This window comes from Pyruvatibacter sp., from assembly GCF_040219635.1.
In the GTDB taxonomy this organism is placed as follows: domain Bacteria; phylum Pseudomonadota; class Alphaproteobacteria; order CGMCC-115125; family CGMCC-115125; genus Pyruvatibacter.
Genome location: NZ_JAVJSC010000003.1, coordinates 178,468 through 198,863, shown reverse-complemented (window position 1 = coordinate 198,863; position 20,396 = coordinate 178,468). Strand labels below are relative to the sequence as shown.

The following is a 20,396-nucleotide window of genomic DNA, read 5'->3' as shown; positions in this document are numbered from 1 at the left end:
CGCTGCTCCCGTTGTAGATATGCATGGCCGCGCCAGAGTGGAGGGCTAGCCTCCCAGCCAGGCGGGTATGCGGTTGTCGGCCAGCAAAGCGTCATAAGTTTGACGCTCACGGACCACAGCCCAATCGGCCCCGTTGACCATCACCTCCGCCACCAGCGGGCGGGCGTTATAGGTGGAGGCCTGAACGGCGCCATAGGCTCCTGCAGAGAGGATAGCGAGCCTGTCGCCCGCGGCAAGCAGCGGCAGGTCACGATTGCTTGCAAAAATGTCGCCGCTCTCACACACAGGCCCTACAATATCAGCGCTCAGGTGCGGGGTATCAGGCGTTGCTTCCACCAACGGCAGCATATCGTGCCAGGCATCATAGAGCGTTGGGCGGATCAGATCGTTCATGCCAGCGTCGAGAATGACAAAATCCTTGGCTTCGCCGTTCTTCACATAGATGACCTCACTCACCAGCACGCCCGCATTGCCGGCAATGATGCGACCCGGCTCAAACAGCAGGCGCACGTCAAGGTCAGCAAACGCGTCGCTGGCGATGCGGCCATATTCTTCGGGATGGGGCGGTGGTTCGTTACCCTGCATATAGGGAATGCCCAGGCCACCACCCAGATCCACATTAGCAACCGCGTGCCCCTGTGCCTGAAGCTCGCGCACCAACTCGGCCACTTTTGCAAACGCCGTGCGGAATGGCTCAAGCGATGTGATCTGGCTGCCGATATGAACATCGACGCCGACAATCTCAATGCCCGGCAGTTCAGCGGCGCGCGCATAAACGGCATGGGCACGCTCCCACGCAATGCCGAACTTGTTTTCTGCCTTGCCGGTTGTGATTTTGACATGGGTGTTGGCATCCACGTCCGGGTTCACACGCAAAGAGATGGGCGCGCGCATGTTTTTGGACACAGCAACGTCGTTGAGCGCTTCCAGTTCCGGCTCGCTTTCGACGTTGAACATTAGGATACCCTCATCCAACGCATAGGCCATTTCACCGGGCTTTTTGCCAACCCCGGAAAAAACGATTTTGTCCGCCGGAATGCCGGCCTTGCGGGCGATGCGGATTTCGCCCTCCGACACAACGTCTGCGCCCGCGCCCATGTTTGCCAGGGTCGAAACCACAGCGAGGTTTGAGTTGGATTTCACCGAAAAGCAGATCAGCACCGGGGTTGCGGTGCTGCTCCGCGCAAACGCCTCACTGAACACCCGGTAATGGCGTTCCAGCGTGGCGGTTGAATAACAGTAGAAAGGCGTACCGACCTGACCTGCGATGTCAGACAGGGGCACATCCTCGGCGTGCAGCACACCGTTTTTGTAGGCGAAATGGTGCATGGGGCGTCCGGTTTAATTGACGGCTTCAGGGGGCGGGAAGCGGGTGTCGTCATCGTGTTGGGCGGACGACGGTGAGGTCTTGCCGTCACCTGTTTCAATCAGCACCTCGCGGTCGGGCGGTACGGGCGCTCCACGCACACCGCAAGCTGCAAGCAGGACCAGCAATGCTGCCGTGACGCCGAGGTGTGCGCCTTGTCTCAGATGTGTCATGCAAGCTGCTCCTGCCAGTATTTTACCTGTGCGCGCACGTTATCAGGCGACGTGCCGCCAAAGCTTGTGCGGCTTTTGACGGAATTGTCGAGGCCCAGCACGTCAAAAACATCTGCCGTAATGCGCGGCTCTTCTGCCTGCATTTCATCCAGCGTCAGGCCGTCAAGGTCGCAGCCTTTCCGTTCGGCTGCAGCTACAAGGCTGCCCGTGACATGGTGCGCGTCGCGAAATGGCATGTTGAGCGCGCGTACCAGCCAGTCCGCAAGGTCTGTCGCCGTAGCAAAGCCTTTGGACGCGCTGTCGCGCATGGCCTGCTTGTTGACCGTCAAATCACGGATCATTCCGGTCATTGCCGCGATCGCAAGGTCAAGTGCATCCAGTGCGTCAAAGGCGGGTTCCTTGTCTTCCTGCATGTCCTTGGAATAGGCCATTGGCAGGCCTTTGAGCATCACCAGCAGGCTTGTGAGTCCGCCGATGATGCGGCCCGATTTGGCGCGCACGAGTTCGGCTGCATCCGGGTTGCGCTTTTGCGGCATGATGGATGAACCGGTTGAAAACTTGTCCGGCAGCTTCACGAAGTTGAACTGGGCGGATGTCCAGATGACAATTTCCTCAGCCAGCCGCGACAGATGCACCGCGCAGATGCTGGCGCCCGACAAGGCTTCGAGCACGAAGTCGCGGTCCGCGACTGCGTCAAGCGAATTGCGGGTCGGTTCTGTAAAACCAAGCGCTTTTGCCGTCTGCTCCCGGTTGATGGGGAACGACGTGCCCGCAAGGGCTGCGGACCCCAGCGGGGATTGCCCGGCGCGCGTGTGCGCATCACAAAACCGGCCCCGGTCACGCGCGAACATTTCCACATATGCCAGACAATGATGACCGAACGTAACGGGTTGCGCGGATTGCAGGTGCGTGAAGCCCGGCATCACGGTGTCGGCGTTCTGGCTGGCCTGGTTGACAAGGGCCCGCTGCAGCTCTGCAAGGCCTTGATCAAACTGCATCAGCCGTTCGCGGATGTGCAGCTTGAAATCAGTTGCTACCTGGTCATTGCGCGACCGGCCCGTGTGGAGCCTGCCTGCGGGCGTGCCGATGAGGTCACGCAGGCGCGCTTCAATGTTCATGTGGATGTCTTCAAGGTCGCGGCGGAATACAAATGTACCGTTCACGATCTCTTGTTCAACCAGATCAAGCCCGCGTAGAATTTCTGACGCATCATCCCTTGAGATAACCGCGCAATCGGACAACATTTGCGCGTGCGCCCTCGACCCGGCAATGTCCTGAATTGCCAGCCGCTGGTCGAAGTCGATGGAGACGTTTATCGCCTCCATGATGGCGTCGGGTCCGTCTGCGAACCGGCCGCCCCACATTTCGTTGCCTGTCTTGCTGCCCATCGCCTGTTTTGCCTGTTGTTCGTACTTTTAAGGAAACCTGATCACATGGCCCGCGCAAGATCGCCCGTGACAAACCGCTTCCGCTTGATTGCGCTGGTTCTCGCAGCAGTCATTGCGGCGGTTCTATACGGCATGGTGCCAACAGGTGGCAAATCGGGCGGTGAAGCATCAGGGCCTGAGACCGCCGGGGCGTCCTCTTTGGCGCTCAAGCCCTATGCAATCGGTGCCGTCGCCAATTTTGTGCCTGCGGCTGAGCCATTGGCGCTTGAGCCGATTGCATTCACAGATGGCGACGGCAATCCATTGACGCTTGATGATTTTGCCGGGCGTACCGTCTTGCTTAACTTGTGGGCTACGTGGTGTGCACCCTGCCGCGAAGAAATGCCCGCGCTTGATGCTTTGCAGCGTGAGGCGGGCAGCGATGACTTTATGGTGCTGGCGCTTAGCCTCGACAGGGGTGGGATCGAGAAGCCGCGCGCGTTTCTTGAGGAAATTGGCATCGAGAATCTCGCGCTTTACCACGACGCGACAGGGCGTATGGGGACGAGATTGGGCGCTTTCGGGTTGCCGACGACGCTGCTGATAGGGCCCGACGGCAAGAGCCTGGGTCGCCTTGTTGGTCCGGCGCACTGGGATGCGCCCGAAGCAGTGGATCTCGTGCGCGCAGCAACACTGGGTGGCGATGTCTTATCCGAGAATGGCCCGGAAATCTGAAAGTTATGCGGTCACGCGGTAGGTTGTGAATAATCCACCTATCATCTGCTCAACCTGGGTGCCGCCATTGGTAAGGGGCAATGACACTCCATGATAAATCAGATGCTCCTTGCCTGCGCGTGACGCCAGTGCGGAGGCAAACACAGGCTTGCCCTCATCAAAGGCGAGCCTTGTAGCAGCATCCCACCGCGCTGCCACGTTGCCCCCGGCGCTACGATTTGAAAGGCCGATCTGTGAAATCAGTTGGCCCGTGCGTTCTTCGCCCGTGATTTCAGCAAGTGCCGAACCAACAAGGCGCAGACGGAAATCGTTTGTTTCCGGTGCGCGTTCCACAATCACGATGTGTGGCGCAATGTCCGCGATTTGGGTGAGGTTAATGTCGCTGCGGTCTGGTATGGGGCGACCGGCACATTTGCCAAGCCAATACATCCAGAGTTTGCGCGCACCTGCATGCACGGGCTCTTCAAGAAACTCGAAATTGTTGTCGGGAACGGGGAGGATAAGTGGGGAAGTGCTGCTCACGGGGACTCACGAATGCTGAAAATGATAATCTGTCATGTTCTGGCGCAACAACGGTACCAGACGGTCAATTTTGACGACCATGACGGGTGATGCGTTCGTCAGAGACGCTGCGCACTGCAAACGGGCTGATCGCGTGTGGCTGTTATCGCGTGGGAACGGGTGCGTCGCCGCGATAATCGTAGAAGCCACGTGATGTCTTGCGACCTAGCCAGCCAGCTTCGACATATTTCACCAGCAGTGGGCATGGGCGGTACTTGCTGTCGGCAAGACCCTCATACAAGACCTGCATGATGGACAGGCAGGTATCCAGTCCAATGAAATCTGCCAGCTCAAGCGGGCCCATTGGATGGTTGGCGCCCAGCTTCATCGCTGTGTCGATCGCTTCAACGCTACCTACACCTTCATAAAGCGTGTAGATCGCTTCGTTGATCATCGGCAGCAAAATACGGTTAACGATGAAGGCTGGAAAGTCTTCCGCAACTGTAGCCTTCTTGCCGATGTGATCGACGAAGTGTTTACACGATGCAAACGTCTCTTCATCCGTGGCAATACCGCGCACCAGTTCGACCAGTTCCATCACTGGCACCGGGTTCATGAAGTGAATGCCCATGAACCGCTCCGGGCGGTCGGTCGAGGCGGCAAGGCGGGTGATGGAAATGGATGAGGTGTTGGTAGCGAGAATTGCATTGTCAGCCAGAACGGGGCAGACATCGGCGAAAATCTGGCGTTTTACCTGCTCGTCCTCCGTCGCGCTCTCAATCACAAGATCGCAGGCGCTCAGCGCTTCTATGCCGCCTGAGGCGCGCACGCGCTTGAGCGCGGCGTCGCGGGCCTCCTCGGCAATATGACCCTTGGCGACCTGACGGGCGAGATTGCCATTGATTGTGGCAAGGCCGCGCTCGATGGCTTCAGCATTGACATCGTGCAAAATGACATCAAGGCCTGACAAGGCGCACACATGGGCAATGCCATTGCCCATCTGGCCTGCGCCGACGACACCGACTGTTGCGATTTTCATGTGTATGCGCTCGTGAGTTACCTGCGAGGCCCCGGCCTCTTCAAGTGCGTAGTATGCACCAAAGGGCCGGGGTTTCGTAGGATTTAGAGGCCTGCCTTGGTGAGTTCTTCTTCAAGCTCCGGCACGGCGGTGAAGAGGTCCGCGACCAGGCCATAATCCGCGACCTGGAAAATAGGGGCTTCTTCGTCTTTGTTGATGGCAACGATGATTTTTGAGTCCTTCATGCCAGCAAGGTGCTGAATGGCACCGGAGATGCCAACGGCGATGTAAAGCTCAGGTGCCACGATCTTGCCTGTCTGGCCGACCTGATAATCGTTGGGCACAAAGCCCGCATCCACAGCTGCGCGAGAAGCACCAACGGCTGCACCCAGCTTGTCAGCAATCTTGTCGAGCATGGCGAAGTTTTCACCGTTCTGCATCCCGCGGCCACCCGAAATGATGACTTTGGCTGCTGTCAGCTCCGGACGATCGGACTTAGTAAGTTCTTCCCCCACAAACTCTGACACGCCCGGATTGTCACCCGCAGAAATGCTTTCGACAGCAGCAGAGCCACCTTCGCCAGCTGCTGCAAACGATGCTGTACGTACCGTGATGACCTTTTTGGGGTCCCCCGACTGCACATGCTCGATGGCGTTACCCGCGTAGATGGGGCGCGAAAACGTGTCGGGACCATCCACCGAAATGATTTCGGAAATCTGTGCGACATCCAGCAGTGCCGCCACGCGCGGCATGTAGTTTTTGCCGTTGGTGGTTGCGGGCGCGAGGATGGCGTCATAGTCGCCTGCAAGGCCGACGATGAGCGCTGCCATCGGTTCAGCAACCTGCTTGGCATACATGGCATCGTCTGCCACCAGCACTTTTGCAGCGCCGTCGAGCTTTGCAGCGGCTTCGGCGGCTGGCCCGCAATTTTCACCTGCGACCAGAATGTGCACGTCGCTGCCGATGGCAACTGCCGCCGTCAGGGCTTTGGCTGTTGCGTCATTTAGGGCGGCGTTTGAGTGTTCTGCAACGAGGAGAGTTGCCATTAGATAACCCCTTCTTCGTTTTTCAGCTTGCTGACGAGTTCAGCAACAGTTTCAACCTTGATGCCTGCTTCGCGTTCCGGTGGCTCGGTTACTTTGAGCACCGTCAGGCGGGCGGCAGTGTCGCCACCAAAATCACCGGGGGCCTTTTCATCAATCGGCTTCTTCTTCGCCTTCATGATGTTGGGAAGGGACGCATAACGCGGCTCGTTGAGGCGCAGGTCGGCGGTAACAATGGCGGGCAGCGTGATGCTGACCGTCTGTGTGCCACCGTCAATCTCGCGCACCACGTTGAGCTTGCCGTCGGTCTTCTCGATGCTGGCTGCGAACGTGCCCTGCGACCAGCCAAGCAATGCTGCAAGCATCTGGCCGGTCTGGTTGGCGTCGTCGTCAATGGCCTGCTTGCCGAGGATGACGAGTTCGGGGCTTTCAGCCTCAACCACACCCTTGAGGATTTTGGCGACGTTGAGCGGCTCAACCTTGTCGTCGGTTTTAACAAGAATTCCGCGGTCAGCACCCATGGCCAGCGCAGTGCGGATTGTTTCCTGGGCCTGCTGCGGGCCGATGGAGACGACGATCACCTCGTCGGCAGTGTCAGCCTCTTTGAGACGGACGGCTTCTTCGACGGCAATCTCGTCGAACGGGTTCATCGACATTTTCACGTTGGCCAGATCAACACCGGACCCATCCGCTTTCACACGGATTTTCACGTTGTAATCAACCACGCGCTTGATCGGCACGAGCACTTTCATGGAGGCAGTCTCCGACATTACGAAACTTAGTTGCGAAACTTGAGTGAAAACTTGGGTTTTTGCGCCACGCGTTAGGCTGTTTCAGGCCAGCCGCGCGGTCAAAAAATCAAGCGACCCGGTGCATTGTTACCGAGTCTTGTTGCGGTGCGGGAACGTACTTGGCCACAAATAGGGAGTCAACGCGCCACGTCAGGCTGTGTCGGTCTTTCGGGAAGCCCCACCGAACAGCGGAACTTCGCGGCGCTTGAGGAATGGCGTCAATATAAGACCTGCCGCAAAACCGCCAATATGACCCCACCACGCCGTCGGACTGCCGGGGTCGGCAACCACCATCACAAATTGAAATGCGACCCAGCCCCCTAAAACACCCCAGGCGGGGATGTACAGCGGGATGCGCATGACAAAAACGGCCCACATTTTGACGCGCGGGTGGAGCAGCAGATAGGCCGCCACCAGCCCTGACGTGGCACCGCTTGCCCCAATCAGCGGCACGGTTGACTCAGACCGCAGCAGGGCAAACAACAACGCTGCGGCGATACCGCACAGCAGATAGAAAATCAGGTAGCGCAGATGCCCCAGATCATCTTCCACATTGTCGCCCAACACCCATAAAAACAGCATATTGCCCGCCAGATGCCATACATCGGCGTGCAGAAACATGTAGGTCACGAGAGCGAACTCTTCAGGGAAATTGCCAAAGTCCGGCATTCCGCCCAGCAGGGCAGCGGGCACGACGCCAAAGGCCTGGTCGGCGGCAATGATCTCGCCGGGTGCAAGCGATGTTTGCCACAGGAACACCAGAATATTGGTGACGATCAGCCCCACGGTCACCCGCTGAAACGAGATGACCTTCAAGGGATTGTCGTCGTGAATGGGGATGAACATTGACGACTGCGCTCCTGCGGGCCGGGTCGGCCTGTCAGTAGCCTAGCGCTGCATGTCAGCCGCGCAAACCCTTCACGAAATCAGCCGCCGCGGCGCCTATTTCATGCGGGCTGTCTTCCTGAACGAAATGGTTTCCCGGCACGGTGATTTCGGTCTGGTTTGGCCATGCGCGGGCAAAGTCACGGGCGGTACCCGTGAGGATCGCGCCGGGTTCTGCATTGATGAAGAGTTTGGGCAGGTCGGTGCTGCTCAGCCATTTGCCATAGGCCTCGACAATTCCGACGACATCGGCAGGCTCACCGGCAAGCGGTATCTGCCGGGGCCATGTGAGAGTAGGGCGGCGGTCTTCGCCGGCATTTGCAAACGGGCGGCGATAGACGGTCATTTCTTCGTCAGTCAGGCCGCGCAAGACTGAACCAGGCAGCACGGCCTCGACAAACACGTTGTTTTGCAAAACCATCTCGTCGCCTGCCGGACTGCGGAACCCTTTGAAAATATCGGTCGCAGCATCCGGCCATTCTTCCCAGGTCATCGGTTTCACAATGGCTTCCATATAGACAATGCCCTTCATGGCATCGCGATGGCGGTTGGCCCAGTCAAAGCCCAGCGCCGACCCCCAGTCATGAATGACCAGCACCACGTTTTTTGTGATGCCGAGCGTTTCAAGTGCTGCATCCAGGTATTCACGATGCTCGACAAAGCGGTAACTGTCCGGACCCGGATTATCCAGCTTTTCGCTGTCACCCATGCCAATGAGATCAGGGGCGATGCAGCGCCCAAGGTCTTTGAGGTGCGGCATGATATTGCGCCACAGATAAGATGATGTGGGGTTGCCGTGCAGAAATACGATTGGGTCACCTGCACCCATTTCCACATAGGCCATGGTTTTGGCGTTGCCGCCGACGGTGACCTGAACAGTTTTCTTTGGGTGCTCGGCTGTGGAAAGGCTGCTCATGGTGGTTCCCCTGTTGCTTGGCGGTCTCATTGCTTCTGCATGAAGTCTAGCGGCGGCGTGTCAGCAAAGACCACACAGGGTTTTGCAACCTCGATGGTTCATATTAGGACCGGTTCTGCTGCTCCCGTGTCATAAAGAGGATTGCGAGAAGCGTTGTTTTGCCTGCGCCCGCAGCTTGTCCAGCCGTGCTTCCAGTTCGTCGATTGTGTCGTCGACTTTTGACTTGGCGGCGGTGGCAGTCTGGTTGCTGTCCACGTTGCGGCGTAACAGCTCTTCGACATTGGCAAACAACGTGTCCACTGCCATGCGGTCGTTGGTGCCTTCGTAGGGGTCATAAGGCACGCGCGCAGTGCCAAACAGGTTGATGACCCGTTCGCTCTGACGGCCAAACCTCAGCAGGCGTTCAAAATAGCGGTATGGCTTATCGCCACCGGTGAGAAGCCCCAGCAAGAGCGCCCCAAGTGAGAGGGGACTCAAGACAATGTCGCGCAGGGCATCGAGCGCCAGCTTGATTTGAAACATCAGCACATCCCAGACAAGCGCCCAGCGGTCTTCCCGCCTGCTGCTGGTGATGTCGCGCACTAGCTCGGTCTTGCCAGTGTCAGGTTTATCCTGCTCCGGTTCGTCAGTCGGCGTTTCCACAGTCAAATCCCTCACGGCCCACTAAACCCCTAAATTGATTGGGGCTTAGTATATCGGCATTGAGGGGCCGTTTTGAAAGGGGTTCGGCTAGGGCCTGAATCCCTGGAACCAGAATGCGGCGATAATGATGAGAATTGCCACAAACTGGAGGATGACGCGCCAGCGCATCAGCATTTGCGAGCGCGAAGCTGCTGCTTCGCCGCCGCCGCGCCACATATTTATAAGTCCTGCGCCGAGCACAATGGCCACGGCAGCGAGGGCGAGGGGGATGAGATAATCAAAAAATGCCATGTCGTAATTCTAGGTTTCTAGGGGCTTTGGGCAAGCTCGGCTTCAAGATCTTCGGCGCGACAAATCGCGTGCACCATGGTGAGGAAGGCCCCCATAATGGCAGTCACTTCATCGGGATACAGGTGAAACGCAGCCACATGGGTGCCCCAGCCGCCCGCGTCAGCCAGATGCGGATGGTCGTCGCCGGGGTGGGGGGCAACCCATAAATCCACGTTGCGGTTGGCGGCGGCCAGCCGCTCAGCGTGAATCCGCCGGTTCACCGGGTCTTTCTCATCCTGAATGACAAGCGTGGGGCGATCGTAGGGTTTTGCGCGGTCCAACGGCGTATCGCTGAATGTCGGCACGCCATGAAACAGGCCAGCTGACGTTGCGATCATGTGCGCCAGTGGTTTGGGCAGGTCTGCTGCTGCGACCGCCCCGTTCACCACTGTGTCGTAGGTATCAAGAAGCGGGTCCAGCAGCACCAGCGCACGAATGCGCTTGTCCTCAAGGGCGGCATTGATAACTGCGGCTCCGCCCATGGAGACCCCAAACGCGATGATCGGCACGCCAGGTGCGCGTGTGTCGACGTAGTCAACGGCAGCTAACACGTCGCGCGCCTCGGCGCGGCCCCAGTCGAGTTGGCCGTCGGTTGCACCTGACTTGCCCGCATTGCGCATATCGATGGCCAGAACGTGATGCTGTGTTTGCGTAAGTAGTTTGAAGAACGCGGGGGCGTTGGCGTATGGGTCCGCCCGGTGGCTGTTGGCACCATGCACAAAAATGATGACGCCTTGCGTCTCGATCGGCAGGCCTGTGAACGTATCAGTGCCCGGCGGGGTGGCGTCAGGCATCCACCAGCCGCTGATTTCCACGCCATCAGATGTGGTGAGGGCCACATCTTCGTAGGAAATACCATAATCGGCAGGCGTGTCGGTCGGCATGTTTCGTTCGGCAGCTGTGAGCATGGGAGGCAGCACGCCGGCAATGACAACCAGCACCGCCAATGGAACCAAAATGGCTGCGCCAACGGCAATGCGTTTGAGGTTTCGTGATCCGGTCATTGACAGCTTTCCTGCATTCCTGCGTCGGGCTTGCATGCGATCTGCGATCATCCCAATCCGCGCGCTGCGTGGCAATTCACTCTTTGGGAGCACGGTAAATGCGCAAAATGACGGTGAAACGGGATAACAGTGGACCGGGGGCGTGGAACCGTGTTGGCCGCCTAACTCTCCAACAACCGTCGCGCGATGACCTGCGCCTGTATCTCCGCAGCGCCTTCAAAGATCGACAGAATGCGGGCGTCACACAGCACGCGGCTGATGGGATATTCGAGGGCAAAACCGTTGCCACCATGGATTTGCAGAGCGTTATCAGCCGCAGACCATGCAATGCGTGCGGCAAGTAGCTTGGCCATGCCCGCTTCAAGATCGCATCGGCGGCCCAGGTCTTTTTCGCGGGCGGCAAAATATGTGATCTGACGGGCGGCCATGATTTCTGCTGCCATCATCGCGAGTTTGGCAGCGACGCGCGGAAACCGGATAAGCGCTTTGCCAAATTGCTGGCGTTCGCACGCATAGGCGAGGCCCAGATCCAGCGCTGATTGTGCAACGCCGACAGCGCGGGCCGCGGTTTGAATGCGGGCGCTTTCAAACGTTGCCATCAGTTGCTTGAAGCCGTTGCCTTCTTCGCCGCCCAGAAGTGCGGACGCAGGTACTTCGACGCCGTCAAAGCCAATCTCATATTCCTTCATGCCGCGGTAACCGAGCACGCCGATTTCGCCACCGGTCATGCCATCCAGCGGAAATGGCTCATCGTCCGTGCCGCGCGGTTTTTCGACCAGAAACATCGACAGGCCCTTGTAGCCCGGTGCGTCCGGGTTAGAGCGCGCGAGCAGCGTCATCATGTCGGCGCGTGCTGCATGGGTGATCCACGTCTTGCTGCCGGTGATGGTGTATGTGTCACCGGTCTTGACGGCGCGGGTGCGCAGGCTTGCAAGGTCGGAGCCCGTGTTGGGTTCGGTGAAAACGGCTGTAGGCAAAACATCGCCCGACGCAATCAGCGGCAAGAGGCGGGATTTTTGTTCGTCAGTGCCGCCTGCCAAAATGAGTTCAGCGGCAATTTCAGAGCGCGTGCCCAGTGAGCCGACGCCGATGTAGCCGCGGCTGAGTTCTTCCGACACAACACACATGGCGATTTTGCCCATGCCCAGCCCACCGGCATTTTCCGGGATGGTCAGGCCAAACACACCCAGTTCGCTCATGGACTTGATGACATCAAGCGGGATGAGTTCATCGCGCAGGTGCCAGCCATGGGCGTGCGGTGCCACCTGTTCATCGGAGAACCGGCGGAACTGGCTGCGGACCAGATCGAGCGTTTCGTCGAGGCCAGGGTCGCCATAAATCCCGCCGCTGTCAGCTTCAATCATGCGGGCCAGGGCGACGCGGGCCTCAGCACTGCTTTCCTGGGCGAACAGCGAGACAGCGTTGTCTTTAAGAGCAGCCACCACGTCATCTGGTATGCCCATGTCATGGGGGCGAAGTATTTCGCCTTGGCTCATGGGCAGGCCGCCAACCAACTCATTGATGTATTCACCGATGGCCAACCCGGCCAGTGCGCGTTCCATGTCGCCGAGGCGACCCTTGCCGGACAGGCGCTCAAGATAGGCCGCAAGCTGGCGCAGGGTTTCGACGTAGGTTGCTGTCCAGGCGAGACCGTGGACCGCCATCTGCTCGCGTTCCAGACTTTCAGGCGTGCCCGACACAATGCGGTTGCGCACGGCTGTCTTTACAGCTTCAAGATATTGGCTCGCAGCATCTGCGGCCGCGCGGGCGCGCTCGACATGGGAATCAGATGGGGAGGCGTGCTGCTCGGCAAGGCTCATGAGGTGTGTATCCGATCAGTATGTGATTGGCGGACCCTACTGTATGCCCAGCTTAATCGCGACAGGTGCGCCCAACCATAACATGGAGCGGCCAATCCCGGTGTACAGAGCGATCCCTATCTGCCCGTTTTAGGTGCTGTCGCGTATCCTTAACATTCGTCATGTCTTGGCCTTATTTCGCCGCTTATATGCAGTGCAATATATGTGTTACGTGCCGTGACTTTTTTCGACTTCCGGCAAGAAATGGCTGATTTCGGGGGCTTTTTGGCATTGTTATTCCAGTCCCCAAAGGCTGAAACGTGGTTAATACGGCTTAATGTCTGTTAACTCATTCAGCTTCCATTCATGGCCATGTGGTCAGGGTGTTGGTCCTAATTGGATTAGAGGGTTTGGATTATGAGCGCAGGATTTGACGCACGGTCATTTGACCCGGCGGCGCTGGCACCAGGCGAAGGCAGCATGTCTGCCCGTAATTGCGGGCGCAATGGCGAAGCCCTGTCGAAGTTGCACATTGTGTCGCGGCTGTCAGAACTGGACCAGCAACTGTCGCAACGTTTCATCAATGACAGTTCGCGGGTTGAAGCCCTCAAGCCGCAGATTGAAAGTGCGGCACGCCGCCTGTCGCAGCCGCCTTTTGCCGGAGCGCAGGAGTATTCCGAGGAGCGGACACGCGGATTTTTCGGTGGCAAAGCCAAGACGCTTGATAATGAAGGCGAGACCGTGGACGTCCAGTCCGGCCTTGTGCCGCAGTCAGTGCGCACACGCATAGACCACTATCTCCAAGCCAGCGCACAAAATGCACGGCAGATGCCGCTGCACATGATGGCTATTCTGGCAGGGCTTCTGGTTTTTGCCGGTGCGCTGTTTGTCGATTACACGATTGTGTCTGAGTTCTGGACGCGGGCACTGGCGAACGAGTTTCTGGAGCTGCCAGGCACGCTGGCTGACTCTGTTGGCTTCAAGTCCCTGCAGGTGCTGTTTGCCGCAATAGCCGCGCATCTGGTGTATTCGTCGCTTGGCTCGGCGGGGCAAAAGCTCTTTACCCGGATTGTATTTGTGCTGGCCGTGCTGATGCTCGGCGGGCTTGGTTTTCTTTTGGCTACCATGTCATTGCCCGCAGGTTCTGCAGATGCATTTGGCGGAACGACATCGCTTGATGATGCGCTGGCAGGCTTGGGTCTTGGCGCGCAGGAGGCTGTCAACAGCGTCGCTGCAGCCCCCGGCATTGCCGATGAAGCGATGTCGCGTGATTTGCACGCGGTGACATGGCTTGGCTCGCTTGGTGTCATTTTCCTGGTGGTCACCGGCGTTGCGGCCATTGCGTTGCATGGCGCTGTTGAGGGTTTCAAACATATGGTTGCTGTGGGCGAATACCGCTCTCGTGCAGCGGAAGCAGATTCTCTGACGCGCCGCGAGCACGAGTATGTGCAGCTCTCGCGCGAGATTGAGCAGCTTGAACAGCCGCAGGCGCGGCGTGCCATTTTGTGGGCAGGGCTGATGCGCGAGGTGCAGGCACATCTTGATGGCATGGAAGAAGCGCGTGCCGGCCTTGGCAAGCGGCTTCGCGGCGCATCACCGTCACGCGGTGGTTTTTTCAGCCGCGGCGGTGCCATGCAGCCTGTCTCACAGGACACAAGCGACGATGATGATTTGCGGTCGCGCATTGAGCGCAATGCGCAGAGCATGTCGGTAGAGGCATATGAAGAGATTTTTGATACCTGGTGGTCCAGCCGCAGTCAGTCTGCCCTTGCACGTGATGCGCAGTTTGACGCGCCGCTGCTGACCCGACGCAATGAGTATTCAGCGATACCGAGCACTCTTGCTTAGTACGCGACCCGTTAAACGGTTCATCTGACTATGGTTTGAAACTCCAATTACGGGAGCGATGCATCATGCGCCGCAGCCTTACCCTTCTTACTGCCCTGATCCTGAGTGCTGGTGTTTCGAGCACGGCGTTGCTGGCGGCATCTGAACCGGCACCTGATGCCGCTGATGCGCCAAACACGGTTGAGGGCGAAATCGTGCGGGCTGCTGCCCCTGTGCTTGTCATCGGGCTCGATCTTTCAAAGTCGAACCCGATGGTCACCAACGACGATTATGCCCGCCGCGTAGCAGATCGGGTGGCACCGATGGTTGAAGCCATGCCACTGCGCGGTCGCGTGATGGTTCGCAGCTTCGGCTCATACGACGCAACATCCAATACACTGCGGATAGACCAGGTGTTGTCGGCGCGTGCAAAGCCTGCGGATTTTGCCCGCGGTCTCAGCACACTGATCGCGGGCGTGCCCAAGCTGGTGCGTGACGGCAAGCTGGTGGCGCAAAACAAGACAAACATTCTGCCGTTCCTGCAAACCATGTCACAGGTCGTTGACTGCAAAGAGCAGCCGGTGACATTTGTTCTGCTTACGGATGGTGTCGAGGACAGCGAGTATGCCCGCCTTAAAAATGCCAGCGCAACACTGCCCGCCCCCGAGCACCAGCGTTTTGAGGGCTGCGCGGACCTGCAGATACTTGGCCTTGGCCAGGGGTTGAACAGCCCCAAGGCGACTGAGAGGTTGCGCACAACCTGGAGCGGTTGGGCGGACGGCGCGGGCTTTCAAAACTTTGTCGGTCTCTACGACTGGTAGCAGTCTGGTCCCTATTCATTGCTGACGGCAGATGGGTGACATGCATAATTGCGTGTTGGCCCGGTAATCGAGCGAGACTAATGTCTGCCTCGTTATGACCAAATCAATGACCAGAACCGCCATAAGCACACACGGGGTCACCCCTATTATGTGCGTAGGCGTACGACTTTCCGGCCCGGCTGTGATGTTCAGCCGGGACGATGCCGTCGTGTGTTCTTCTTCTATTTCGTCATCTGAGTTTGGTCATGTCTCCTTTTCTTTCTCTTGCCCGCCGGTCTGCTGACCCATCCTGGTCGCGTGCCGCTCAACCCTTGCAGCCAGCCTCTGCACCGACGCCTTGCCGTGGGCTGAGCGTCTTTGCGTTCACCGTTCGAGCTGTCAGCGAACCTGAAACCGTGCCGCGCATCATCTCACCGTTTTCAAAGCGCGGGATCGTGCCAAGACGATTTTCTGTGCGCCGCGAGGTAAACCCTGCGTGGCTTACGGTTTGGGCTGAAGTGGATGTGCCGGATGTCGGTGCTGCCGACATCATAGCGGGTAATCTGCGCTCCATACTGGGCGTTGATGCCGTGCTGCTTGAAGAAGTAAGACAGCAGCCACGCAAGTTCGCGCGCAGTTTTGGTGCGTTTGCAGCAGGGTAACGCTGCTTCCCACCTCACTTTTGGAGATCCCGCCAATGATGGACGTAGCCTATACCCTCGTCCTGCCTGTGTTCGGCGTTGTCGTTGTCGGCTATGTGGCGGCACGCATGGGGTGGTTTTCGCACAGCGCGACCCAGGGGCTGGATACATTTGTGTTCACCTTTGCCATCCCCGCGCTCTTGTTCCGCGCGCTTGCCAACACAGACCTGCCCGATGTGTTGCCCTGGGGGCTATGGGGCAGTTATTACGGAGGCATACTGATTGTCTGGGCCATCGGTTCTGCGTTTGCTGTGTATGTGCTGCGCCGGCCCATGAAGGATGCGATCGTCATCGGGTTTGGTGGTGGTTTCTCCAACACCGTCATGCTCGGTATCCCGATTATTCTGACGGCATTTGGCGAAGAGGCCTCAGTGCCGTTGTTTTTGATTTTGGCATTTCACGGACTCACGGTTTTCACGATCTGCACATTTTTGCTTGAAACCGCGCATGCGGCTGAGCGCCATGACGGGGGTTCGCGACCAAAACCCCGGCTGATACTGCTCGACAGCCTCAAGGGCATGGCGCGTAACCCACTTATCTGGGCGCTGGGGTGCGGTGTCATTTTCGGGCAAACGGGGCTGACGCTTCCGGTGCCGGTGGATGGTGTGCTGGAGAAGTTGGGGCAGGCAGGTATTCCATGTGCGTTGTTTGCTATGGGAGCAACGCTGGCCCGTTATGAAATCCGCCGCTCTATTGGGGCTGCGTCCCAAATTGCGGTCATCAAGCTGGGTCTGCATCCGCTGATTGTGTTCTTGCTCGGCACTTATGTATTCGCGTTGCCCGTGATGTGGCTCAAGGTTGCGACCGTCATGGCTGCCGTACCGTCCGGAGTTTATACGTTCATTATGGCCAGCCGCTATGCCGCTGCGCCAGGGGCAGCGTCTAGCGCTGTGGTGCTCACCACTGCGTTGTCGCTGCTTACACTGTCAGCAGTACTCACCTGGGCAATGTCGTTTTAGGTCCGCCCCAGCTGCATGACCGGGCGTGTAGTGAGCGTTGGGTGCATCATTTACTCCAGGTCCAGCATCTGCCGAATATCGGTTGGGGTTATGCCCTGCATCCTCATGTCACGCAGTGTTTGTGAGTTGCGGCGCTTTGCGAGGCGTTCGCCGGTATCGTCCGCGATCAGACGGTGGTGATGGTAGGTCGGTTCAGGCAAATCCAGCACCACTTGCAGCACCCGCTGTATATGTGTTGCGAAGAACAGGTCCTGACCACGAATGATGTGGGTAATGCCCTGCAGGGCATCGTCCATGACCACGGCCAGTTGATAGGCGATGACGCCATCCTTGCGTGCTATCACCGTGTCACCGAAGGGTACCGGGTTTACCGGCAGGCGTCCGGTTTCGCCTTCTGGTCCGCTGCCTTCTTCCGCGAAAGTCAACGCATTGCCCTTGAGGCGCTGTGCCAGGTCAAGGCCGCGCGCGAGGTCCAGACGCAGCGCGTGCGCGTCGCCCGCCGCTATCCTGGTTGCGCGCACATCCGCTGACAGAGTGCGGCAGGTGCCGGGATAAGGCGTGCCGTCCGGGCCATGGGGTGCTATGGCGGCCTGGGCAATATCCTTGCGGCTGCAAAAGCACGGATAGACAAGTCCGAGACCCTGCAATCGCTCAAGACCTTGTTGATAATCACCCAGATGCTCTGATTGGCGGCGGACAGGTGTTTCCCATGTCATGCCGAGCCATGCCAGATCTTCAAGCTGTGATGCTTCAAACTCCGGGCGGCTGCGGGTGCGGTCGGTGTCTTCGATGCGGACGACAAAGCGTGCATCATTGGCGCGCGCCCAGGTCCAGGCTGTAAGCGCGGAAAAGGCGTGGCCCAGATGCAGGTGCCCGTTTGGGCTGGGGGCAAAGCGGGTGGCAAGTTGCGCGTTCATGGTTCACTAATAGCATCCATGGCCATAATCAAAACCAACCGTGATATTGCGCGTGCCGCCGATGCGCTGGCGGATCGGTGTGAGCATATGGCAACCGCGCTTGAGATATGCGGCGGCCCGCCACCGCTGCGTCGCCGCCCGTCGGGCTTTGATACGCTGGCGCGGATACTGATGGGTCAGCAACTCTCTGTCGCGAGCGCCAGTGCCATTTGGGGGCGGCTTGAGGCGGGGCTGGGTGTTGTTACGCCGGATGCGGTGCTGGGGGTGAGTAATGAAACGCTGCGCGGTTTTGGCCTGTCAGGCCCCAAGCAGCGTTATCTGAGGGCGTCTGCGCAGGCCGTGGCCGACGGCACGCTGGACTTTGCCGCACTCAAACGCATGGACGATGAAACAGCGCGCGAGCATCTGATTGCCGTCAAGGGAATCGGGCCGTGGACCGCGGATATTTATCTGTTGTCCGGGCTGGGGCGCCCGGATGTTTTCCCTGCCGGTGATCTGGCGTTGCAGGAAGCTGCTAAGAGACTGATGCGAAAGCGCAAACGTCCGGATACGGAGGGTATTGCAAAAATCGCCCGGCGGTGGCAGCCATATCGAGGGGTGGCGGCCCGTATTTTGTGGTCCTACTATTCGGTGCCGCCAGTTTGATCTTCTCCAGGAAAGAAATCTGATGTCTGAAAAACTTGATGGTCCCCGCCTTGCACCTGCCAGTGGTGGTCCGGCTGAATATCTGGTGGTGCTCGTGCATGGGTATGGCGCAGATGGCAAGGATCTGATCGCGCTGGGCAATCACTGGCAGGATATGTTGCCGACAGCGGCCTTTGTTGCGCCCAACGGCCCGCAGCGCTGCGACGGCAACCCCATGGGATATCAGTGGTTTGCGATTACCCGGCTGGATCCGGACGAAATGACCAGGGGGGTGGAAAGTGCTGCGCCGCTGCTGAACGAATTTCTGGATGCAGAACTTGCATCGCACGGGCTGGATGGATCGCGACTCGCGCTGGTTGGATTCAGTCAGGGAACCATGATGTCGTTGCATGTCGGGCCGCGCCGCGTACCGGGACCTGTGGGCATTCTTGGATATTCCGGCGCGCTGGTGGCACCGGAAAAGGCTGTGGATGCACCCTCAAAGCCGCCGGTCATGCTGGTGCATGGCGATGCGGATGACATGGTGCCGGTCGCAGCCATGCACGGGGCCGCAGGCGCATTGGCGGATGCTGGTTTTGGCGTGCGCTGGCATGTAGCGCGGGGTGTGGGCCATGGTATTGACCCGGAAGGTCTGGCGCTGGGCGGACGATTTATTGCAGATTGTCTGGCGGGGACGGCGCACGCTGCACAATAAGGCTGCTGCACTTGGTCGGCACAAAAGGGTTTTCAGCCCCTCCAAGCTGTGTAGAGTTACACAGGCGTCATACAACATGTTGTAAGGTGACGGTGGGTTAACGGTGAAGAGCGGGGGGTGAGTACAGTGCAGGTTTCACAGGCATCCCCTGATAGTTGTCCGGCGCTCGTCCTCAACGCAGACTATCGCCCGTTGAGCTATTACCCGCTTTCGGTGTGGTCATGGCAGGACACGATCAAGGCAGTGTTCCTCGACCGGGTCAACATTCTCGATCATTACGACCGCGCCGTGCACAGCCCGTCTTTCGAGATGCAGCTTCCCAGCGTTGTGTCGCTTAAAACATACGTCAAGCCTGCGCTCTATCCGGCATTTACGCGCTTCAATGTCTTCTTGCGCGATCATTTCAGTTGCCAGTATTGCGGCACGAAAGCCGAACTTACATTCGATCATGTAACGCCACGGTCGCGCGGCGGCCTTACCACCTGGGATAATGTGGTGGCGGCCTGCAGCCCGTGCAATCTGAAAAAGGCCAACCGGCTTCCCGCCGAAATAGGCATGATGCCGATCACCTATCCCTATCGTCCTACAGTGCATGACCTGCACCACAATGGGCGTGCGTTTCCGCCGAATTATCTGCACGAAAGCTGGCAGGACTATTTGTATTGGGATAGTGAGCTGGAGCCGTAAGCGCTGTCGGCTGAGCTGCGACGCTAGACTTTTTCCGATACGCGGATGGCGAGGCGGCAGGCAGCTTTAATGGCTCCTGAAAGCAGCGCGTACCCCGGTGCGTCTGCAGCGCCCTGCGCAAGCGCCTTTTCCTTGTGGGCCACTTCTTCCTCGCGGAACCTTTCAACCATGTCGCGCAATTCTGCTTCGTCGGGCTCGCGGCCAAGTTCTGCCACTTGTGCGCGATAGTGCTCATCGATCACTTCTTCTACTGCTGCGGTACAGGCATGGGCTGCTTTCTCGCCCATAAGCGCGGTGGCAACGCCCATGGCATATCCGGCAGCACCCCAAAGTGGATTCATGACGGTGGGGCGGACACCGCGCTGTGCAACAACTTTGTTGAATGCATCAAGATGCACGGCTTCGTCGTCCGCCATGTGTTCAAGATCGCGGACGATTTTTGCGCGTGGTTTGGCCGCGCGGAACACCGCAAGCTGGCCTTCGTAAATGCGCACGGCACCTGCTTCGCCGGCATGATCGACGCGGATCATCTCATGCAAACGGCGCTCAATGACGCTGTTGCCGGCCAAATCAGCCGGGCTCATTTTCTTGGGGGC

Annotated in this window: 23 protein-coding genes; 8 read left to right on the top strand and 15 right to left on the bottom strand. The window is 58.5% G+C overall.

The window, feature by feature from the left end; genetic code table 11:
* Positions 1 to 45: 45 nt before the first annotated feature.
* The 3 genes from lysA to argH are packed head-to-tail and all read right to left on the bottom strand — an operon-like array spanning position 46 to position 2,927.
* On the bottom strand, positions 46 to 1,329 hold the full coding sequence (gene lysA, locus RIB87_RS04365) for a diaminopimelate decarboxylase (RefSeq protein WP_350143889.1): 1,284 nt from the start codon (positions 1,327 to 1,329) through the stop codon (positions 46 to 48).
* Positions 1,330 to 1,341: 12 nt separating this feature from the next.
* Complete coding sequence (locus RIB87_RS04360; RefSeq protein WP_350143887.1) at positions 1,342 to 1,539, bottom strand: hypothetical protein; 198 nt, start codon at positions 1,537 to 1,539, stop codon at positions 1,342 to 1,344.
* Positions 1,536 to 2,927, bottom strand: coding sequence for an argininosuccinate lyase (gene argH / locus RIB87_RS04355; protein ID WP_350143885.1), 1,392 nt, complete (start codon positions 2,925 to 2,927; stop codon positions 1,536 to 1,538). Before argH ends, RIB87_RS04360 begins: the two co-directional genes overlap by 4 nt.
* Positions 2,928 to 2,972: 45 nt before the next feature.
* Here argH and RIB87_RS04350 point away from each other — a divergent pair, with 45 nt between their 5' ends.
* A complete protein-coding gene (locus RIB87_RS04350; protein ID WP_350143883.1) occupies positions 2,973 to 3,641 on the top strand; it encodes a TlpA disulfide reductase family protein in 669 nt (222 codons plus the stop codon).
* Positions 3,642 to 3,644: 3 nt separating this feature from the next.
* Here RIB87_RS04350 and RIB87_RS04345 read toward each other — a convergent pair whose 3' ends face one another.
* From RIB87_RS04345 to RIB87_RS04300, 10 genes are all read right to left on the bottom strand, one after another.
* Positions 3,645 to 4,163, bottom strand: coding sequence for a PAS domain-containing protein (locus RIB87_RS04345; RefSeq protein ID WP_350143881.1), 519 nt, complete (start codon positions 4,161 to 4,163; stop codon positions 3,645 to 3,647).
* A 142-nt stretch (positions 4,164 to 4,305) separates the two neighbouring features.
* A complete protein-coding gene (locus RIB87_RS04340) occupies positions 4,306 to 5,181 on the bottom strand; it encodes a 3-hydroxybutyryl-CoA dehydrogenase (RefSeq protein ID WP_350143879.1) in 876 nt (291 codons plus the stop codon).
* Positions 5,182 to 5,264: 83 nt separating this feature from the next.
* Positions 5,265 to 6,206, bottom strand: a complete 942-nt coding sequence (locus RIB87_RS04335) for an electron transfer flavoprotein subunit alpha/FixB family protein (protein ID WP_350143877.1) — start codon at positions 6,204 to 6,206, stop codon at positions 5,265 to 5,267.
* Entirely contained in the window at positions 6,206 to 6,955 is a 750-nt protein-coding gene (locus RIB87_RS04330) for an electron transfer flavoprotein subunit beta/FixA family protein (RefSeq protein ID WP_350143875.1), read from the bottom strand. The genes RIB87_RS04335 and RIB87_RS04330 overlap by 1 nt, the downstream gene beginning before the upstream one ends.
* Positions 6,956 to 7,144: 189 nt before the next feature.
* Positions 7,145 to 7,840 carry a rhomboid family intramembrane serine protease gene (locus RIB87_RS04325; protein WP_350143873.1) on the bottom strand — a complete coding sequence of 232 codons (696 nt, stop codon included), beginning with the start codon at positions 7,838 to 7,840 and terminating at the stop codon, positions 7,145 to 7,147.
* A 55-nt stretch (positions 7,841 to 7,895) separates the two neighbouring features.
* Positions 7,896 to 8,795, bottom strand: a complete 900-nt coding sequence (locus RIB87_RS04320) for a haloalkane dehalogenase (RefSeq protein ID WP_350143871.1) — start codon at positions 8,793 to 8,795, stop codon at positions 7,896 to 7,898.
* Positions 8,796 to 8,924: 129 nt separating this feature from the next.
* Complete coding sequence (locus RIB87_RS04315) at positions 8,925 to 9,437, bottom strand: hypothetical protein (RefSeq protein WP_350143869.1); 513 nt, start codon at positions 9,435 to 9,437, stop codon at positions 8,925 to 8,927.
* Between the two features lie 87 nt (positions 9,438 to 9,524).
* Complete coding sequence (locus tag RIB87_RS04310; protein WP_350143867.1) at positions 9,525 to 9,728, bottom strand: twin transmembrane helix small protein; 204 nt, start codon at positions 9,726 to 9,728, stop codon at positions 9,525 to 9,527.
* Between the two features lie 17 nt (positions 9,729 to 9,745).
* Positions 9,746 to 10,771 carry an alpha/beta hydrolase gene (locus tag RIB87_RS04305; RefSeq protein WP_350143865.1) on the bottom strand — a complete coding sequence of 342 codons (1,026 nt, stop codon included), beginning with the start codon at positions 10,769 to 10,771 and terminating at the stop codon, positions 9,746 to 9,748.
* Between the two features lie 161 nt (positions 10,772 to 10,932).
* Entirely contained in the window at positions 10,933 to 12,591 is a 1,659-nt protein-coding gene (locus RIB87_RS04300; RefSeq protein ID WP_350143863.1) for an acyl-CoA dehydrogenase family protein, read from the bottom strand.
* A 396-nt stretch (positions 12,592 to 12,987) separates the two neighbouring features.
* Between RIB87_RS04300 and RIB87_RS04295 the strand changes: the two genes are divergently transcribed.
* The 4 genes from RIB87_RS04295 (at position 12,988) to RIB87_RS04280 (ending at position 16,857) form a co-directional block, all read left to right on the top strand.
* The gene (locus tag RIB87_RS04295; RefSeq protein ID WP_350143861.1) at positions 12,988 to 14,418 is read left to right on the top strand and encodes a hypothetical protein; all 1,431 of its coding nucleotides are present in this window, start codon (positions 12,988 to 12,990) and stop codon (positions 14,416 to 14,418) included.
* Positions 14,419 to 14,483: 65 nt separating this feature from the next.
* A complete protein-coding gene (locus RIB87_RS04290) occupies positions 14,484 to 15,218 on the top strand; it encodes a hypothetical protein (protein WP_350143859.1) in 735 nt (244 codons plus the stop codon).
* Between the two features lie 245 nt (positions 15,219 to 15,463).
* Positions 15,464 to 15,859: a hypothetical protein gene (locus RIB87_RS04285; protein WP_350143857.1), complete on the top strand. Its 396-nt coding sequence runs from the start codon at positions 15,464 to 15,466 to the stop codon at positions 15,857 to 15,859.
* 35 nt (positions 15,860 to 15,894) lie between these two features.
* Complete coding sequence (locus RIB87_RS04280; RefSeq protein ID WP_350143855.1) at positions 15,895 to 16,857, top strand: AEC family transporter; 963 nt, start codon at positions 15,895 to 15,897, stop codon at positions 16,855 to 16,857.
* 50 nt (positions 16,858 to 16,907) lie between these two features.
* Here the strand turns inward: RIB87_RS04280 and gluQRS are convergent, their stop codons facing one another.
* Entirely contained in the window at positions 16,908 to 17,774 is an 867-nt protein-coding gene (gene gluQRS, locus RIB87_RS04275; RefSeq protein WP_350143853.1) for a tRNA glutamyl-Q(34) synthetase GluQRS, read from the bottom strand.
* Positions 17,775 to 17,792: 18 nt separating this feature from the next.
* Between gluQRS and RIB87_RS04270 the strand changes: the two genes are divergently transcribed.
* The 3 genes from RIB87_RS04270 to RIB87_RS04260 all read left to right on the top strand — a co-directional run bounded on the left by RIB87_RS04270 (position 17,793) and on the right by RIB87_RS04260 (position 19,800).
* Positions 17,793 to 18,419, top strand: a complete 627-nt coding sequence (locus RIB87_RS04270) for a DNA-3-methyladenine glycosylase family protein (protein WP_350143851.1) — start codon at positions 17,793 to 17,795, stop codon at positions 18,417 to 18,419.
* 22 nt (positions 18,420 to 18,441) lie between these two features.
* A complete protein-coding gene (locus tag RIB87_RS04265) occupies positions 18,442 to 19,113 on the top strand; it encodes an alpha/beta hydrolase (RefSeq protein WP_350143849.1) in 672 nt (223 codons plus the stop codon).
* A gap of 117 nt (positions 19,114 to 19,230) precedes the next feature.
* The gene (locus RIB87_RS04260; RefSeq protein WP_502943204.1) at positions 19,231 to 19,800 is read left to right on the top strand and encodes an HNH endonuclease; all 570 of its coding nucleotides are present in this window, start codon (positions 19,231 to 19,233) and stop codon (positions 19,798 to 19,800) included.
* 23 nt (positions 19,801 to 19,823) lie between these two features.
* Here RIB87_RS04260 and RIB87_RS04255 read toward each other — a convergent pair whose 3' ends face one another.
* Positions 19,824 to 20,384 carry a demethoxyubiquinone hydroxylase family protein gene (locus RIB87_RS04255; RefSeq protein ID WP_350143847.1) on the bottom strand — a complete coding sequence of 187 codons (561 nt, stop codon included), beginning with the start codon at positions 20,382 to 20,384 and terminating at the stop codon, positions 19,824 to 19,826.
* Positions 20,385 to 20,396: the final 12 nt, after the last annotated feature.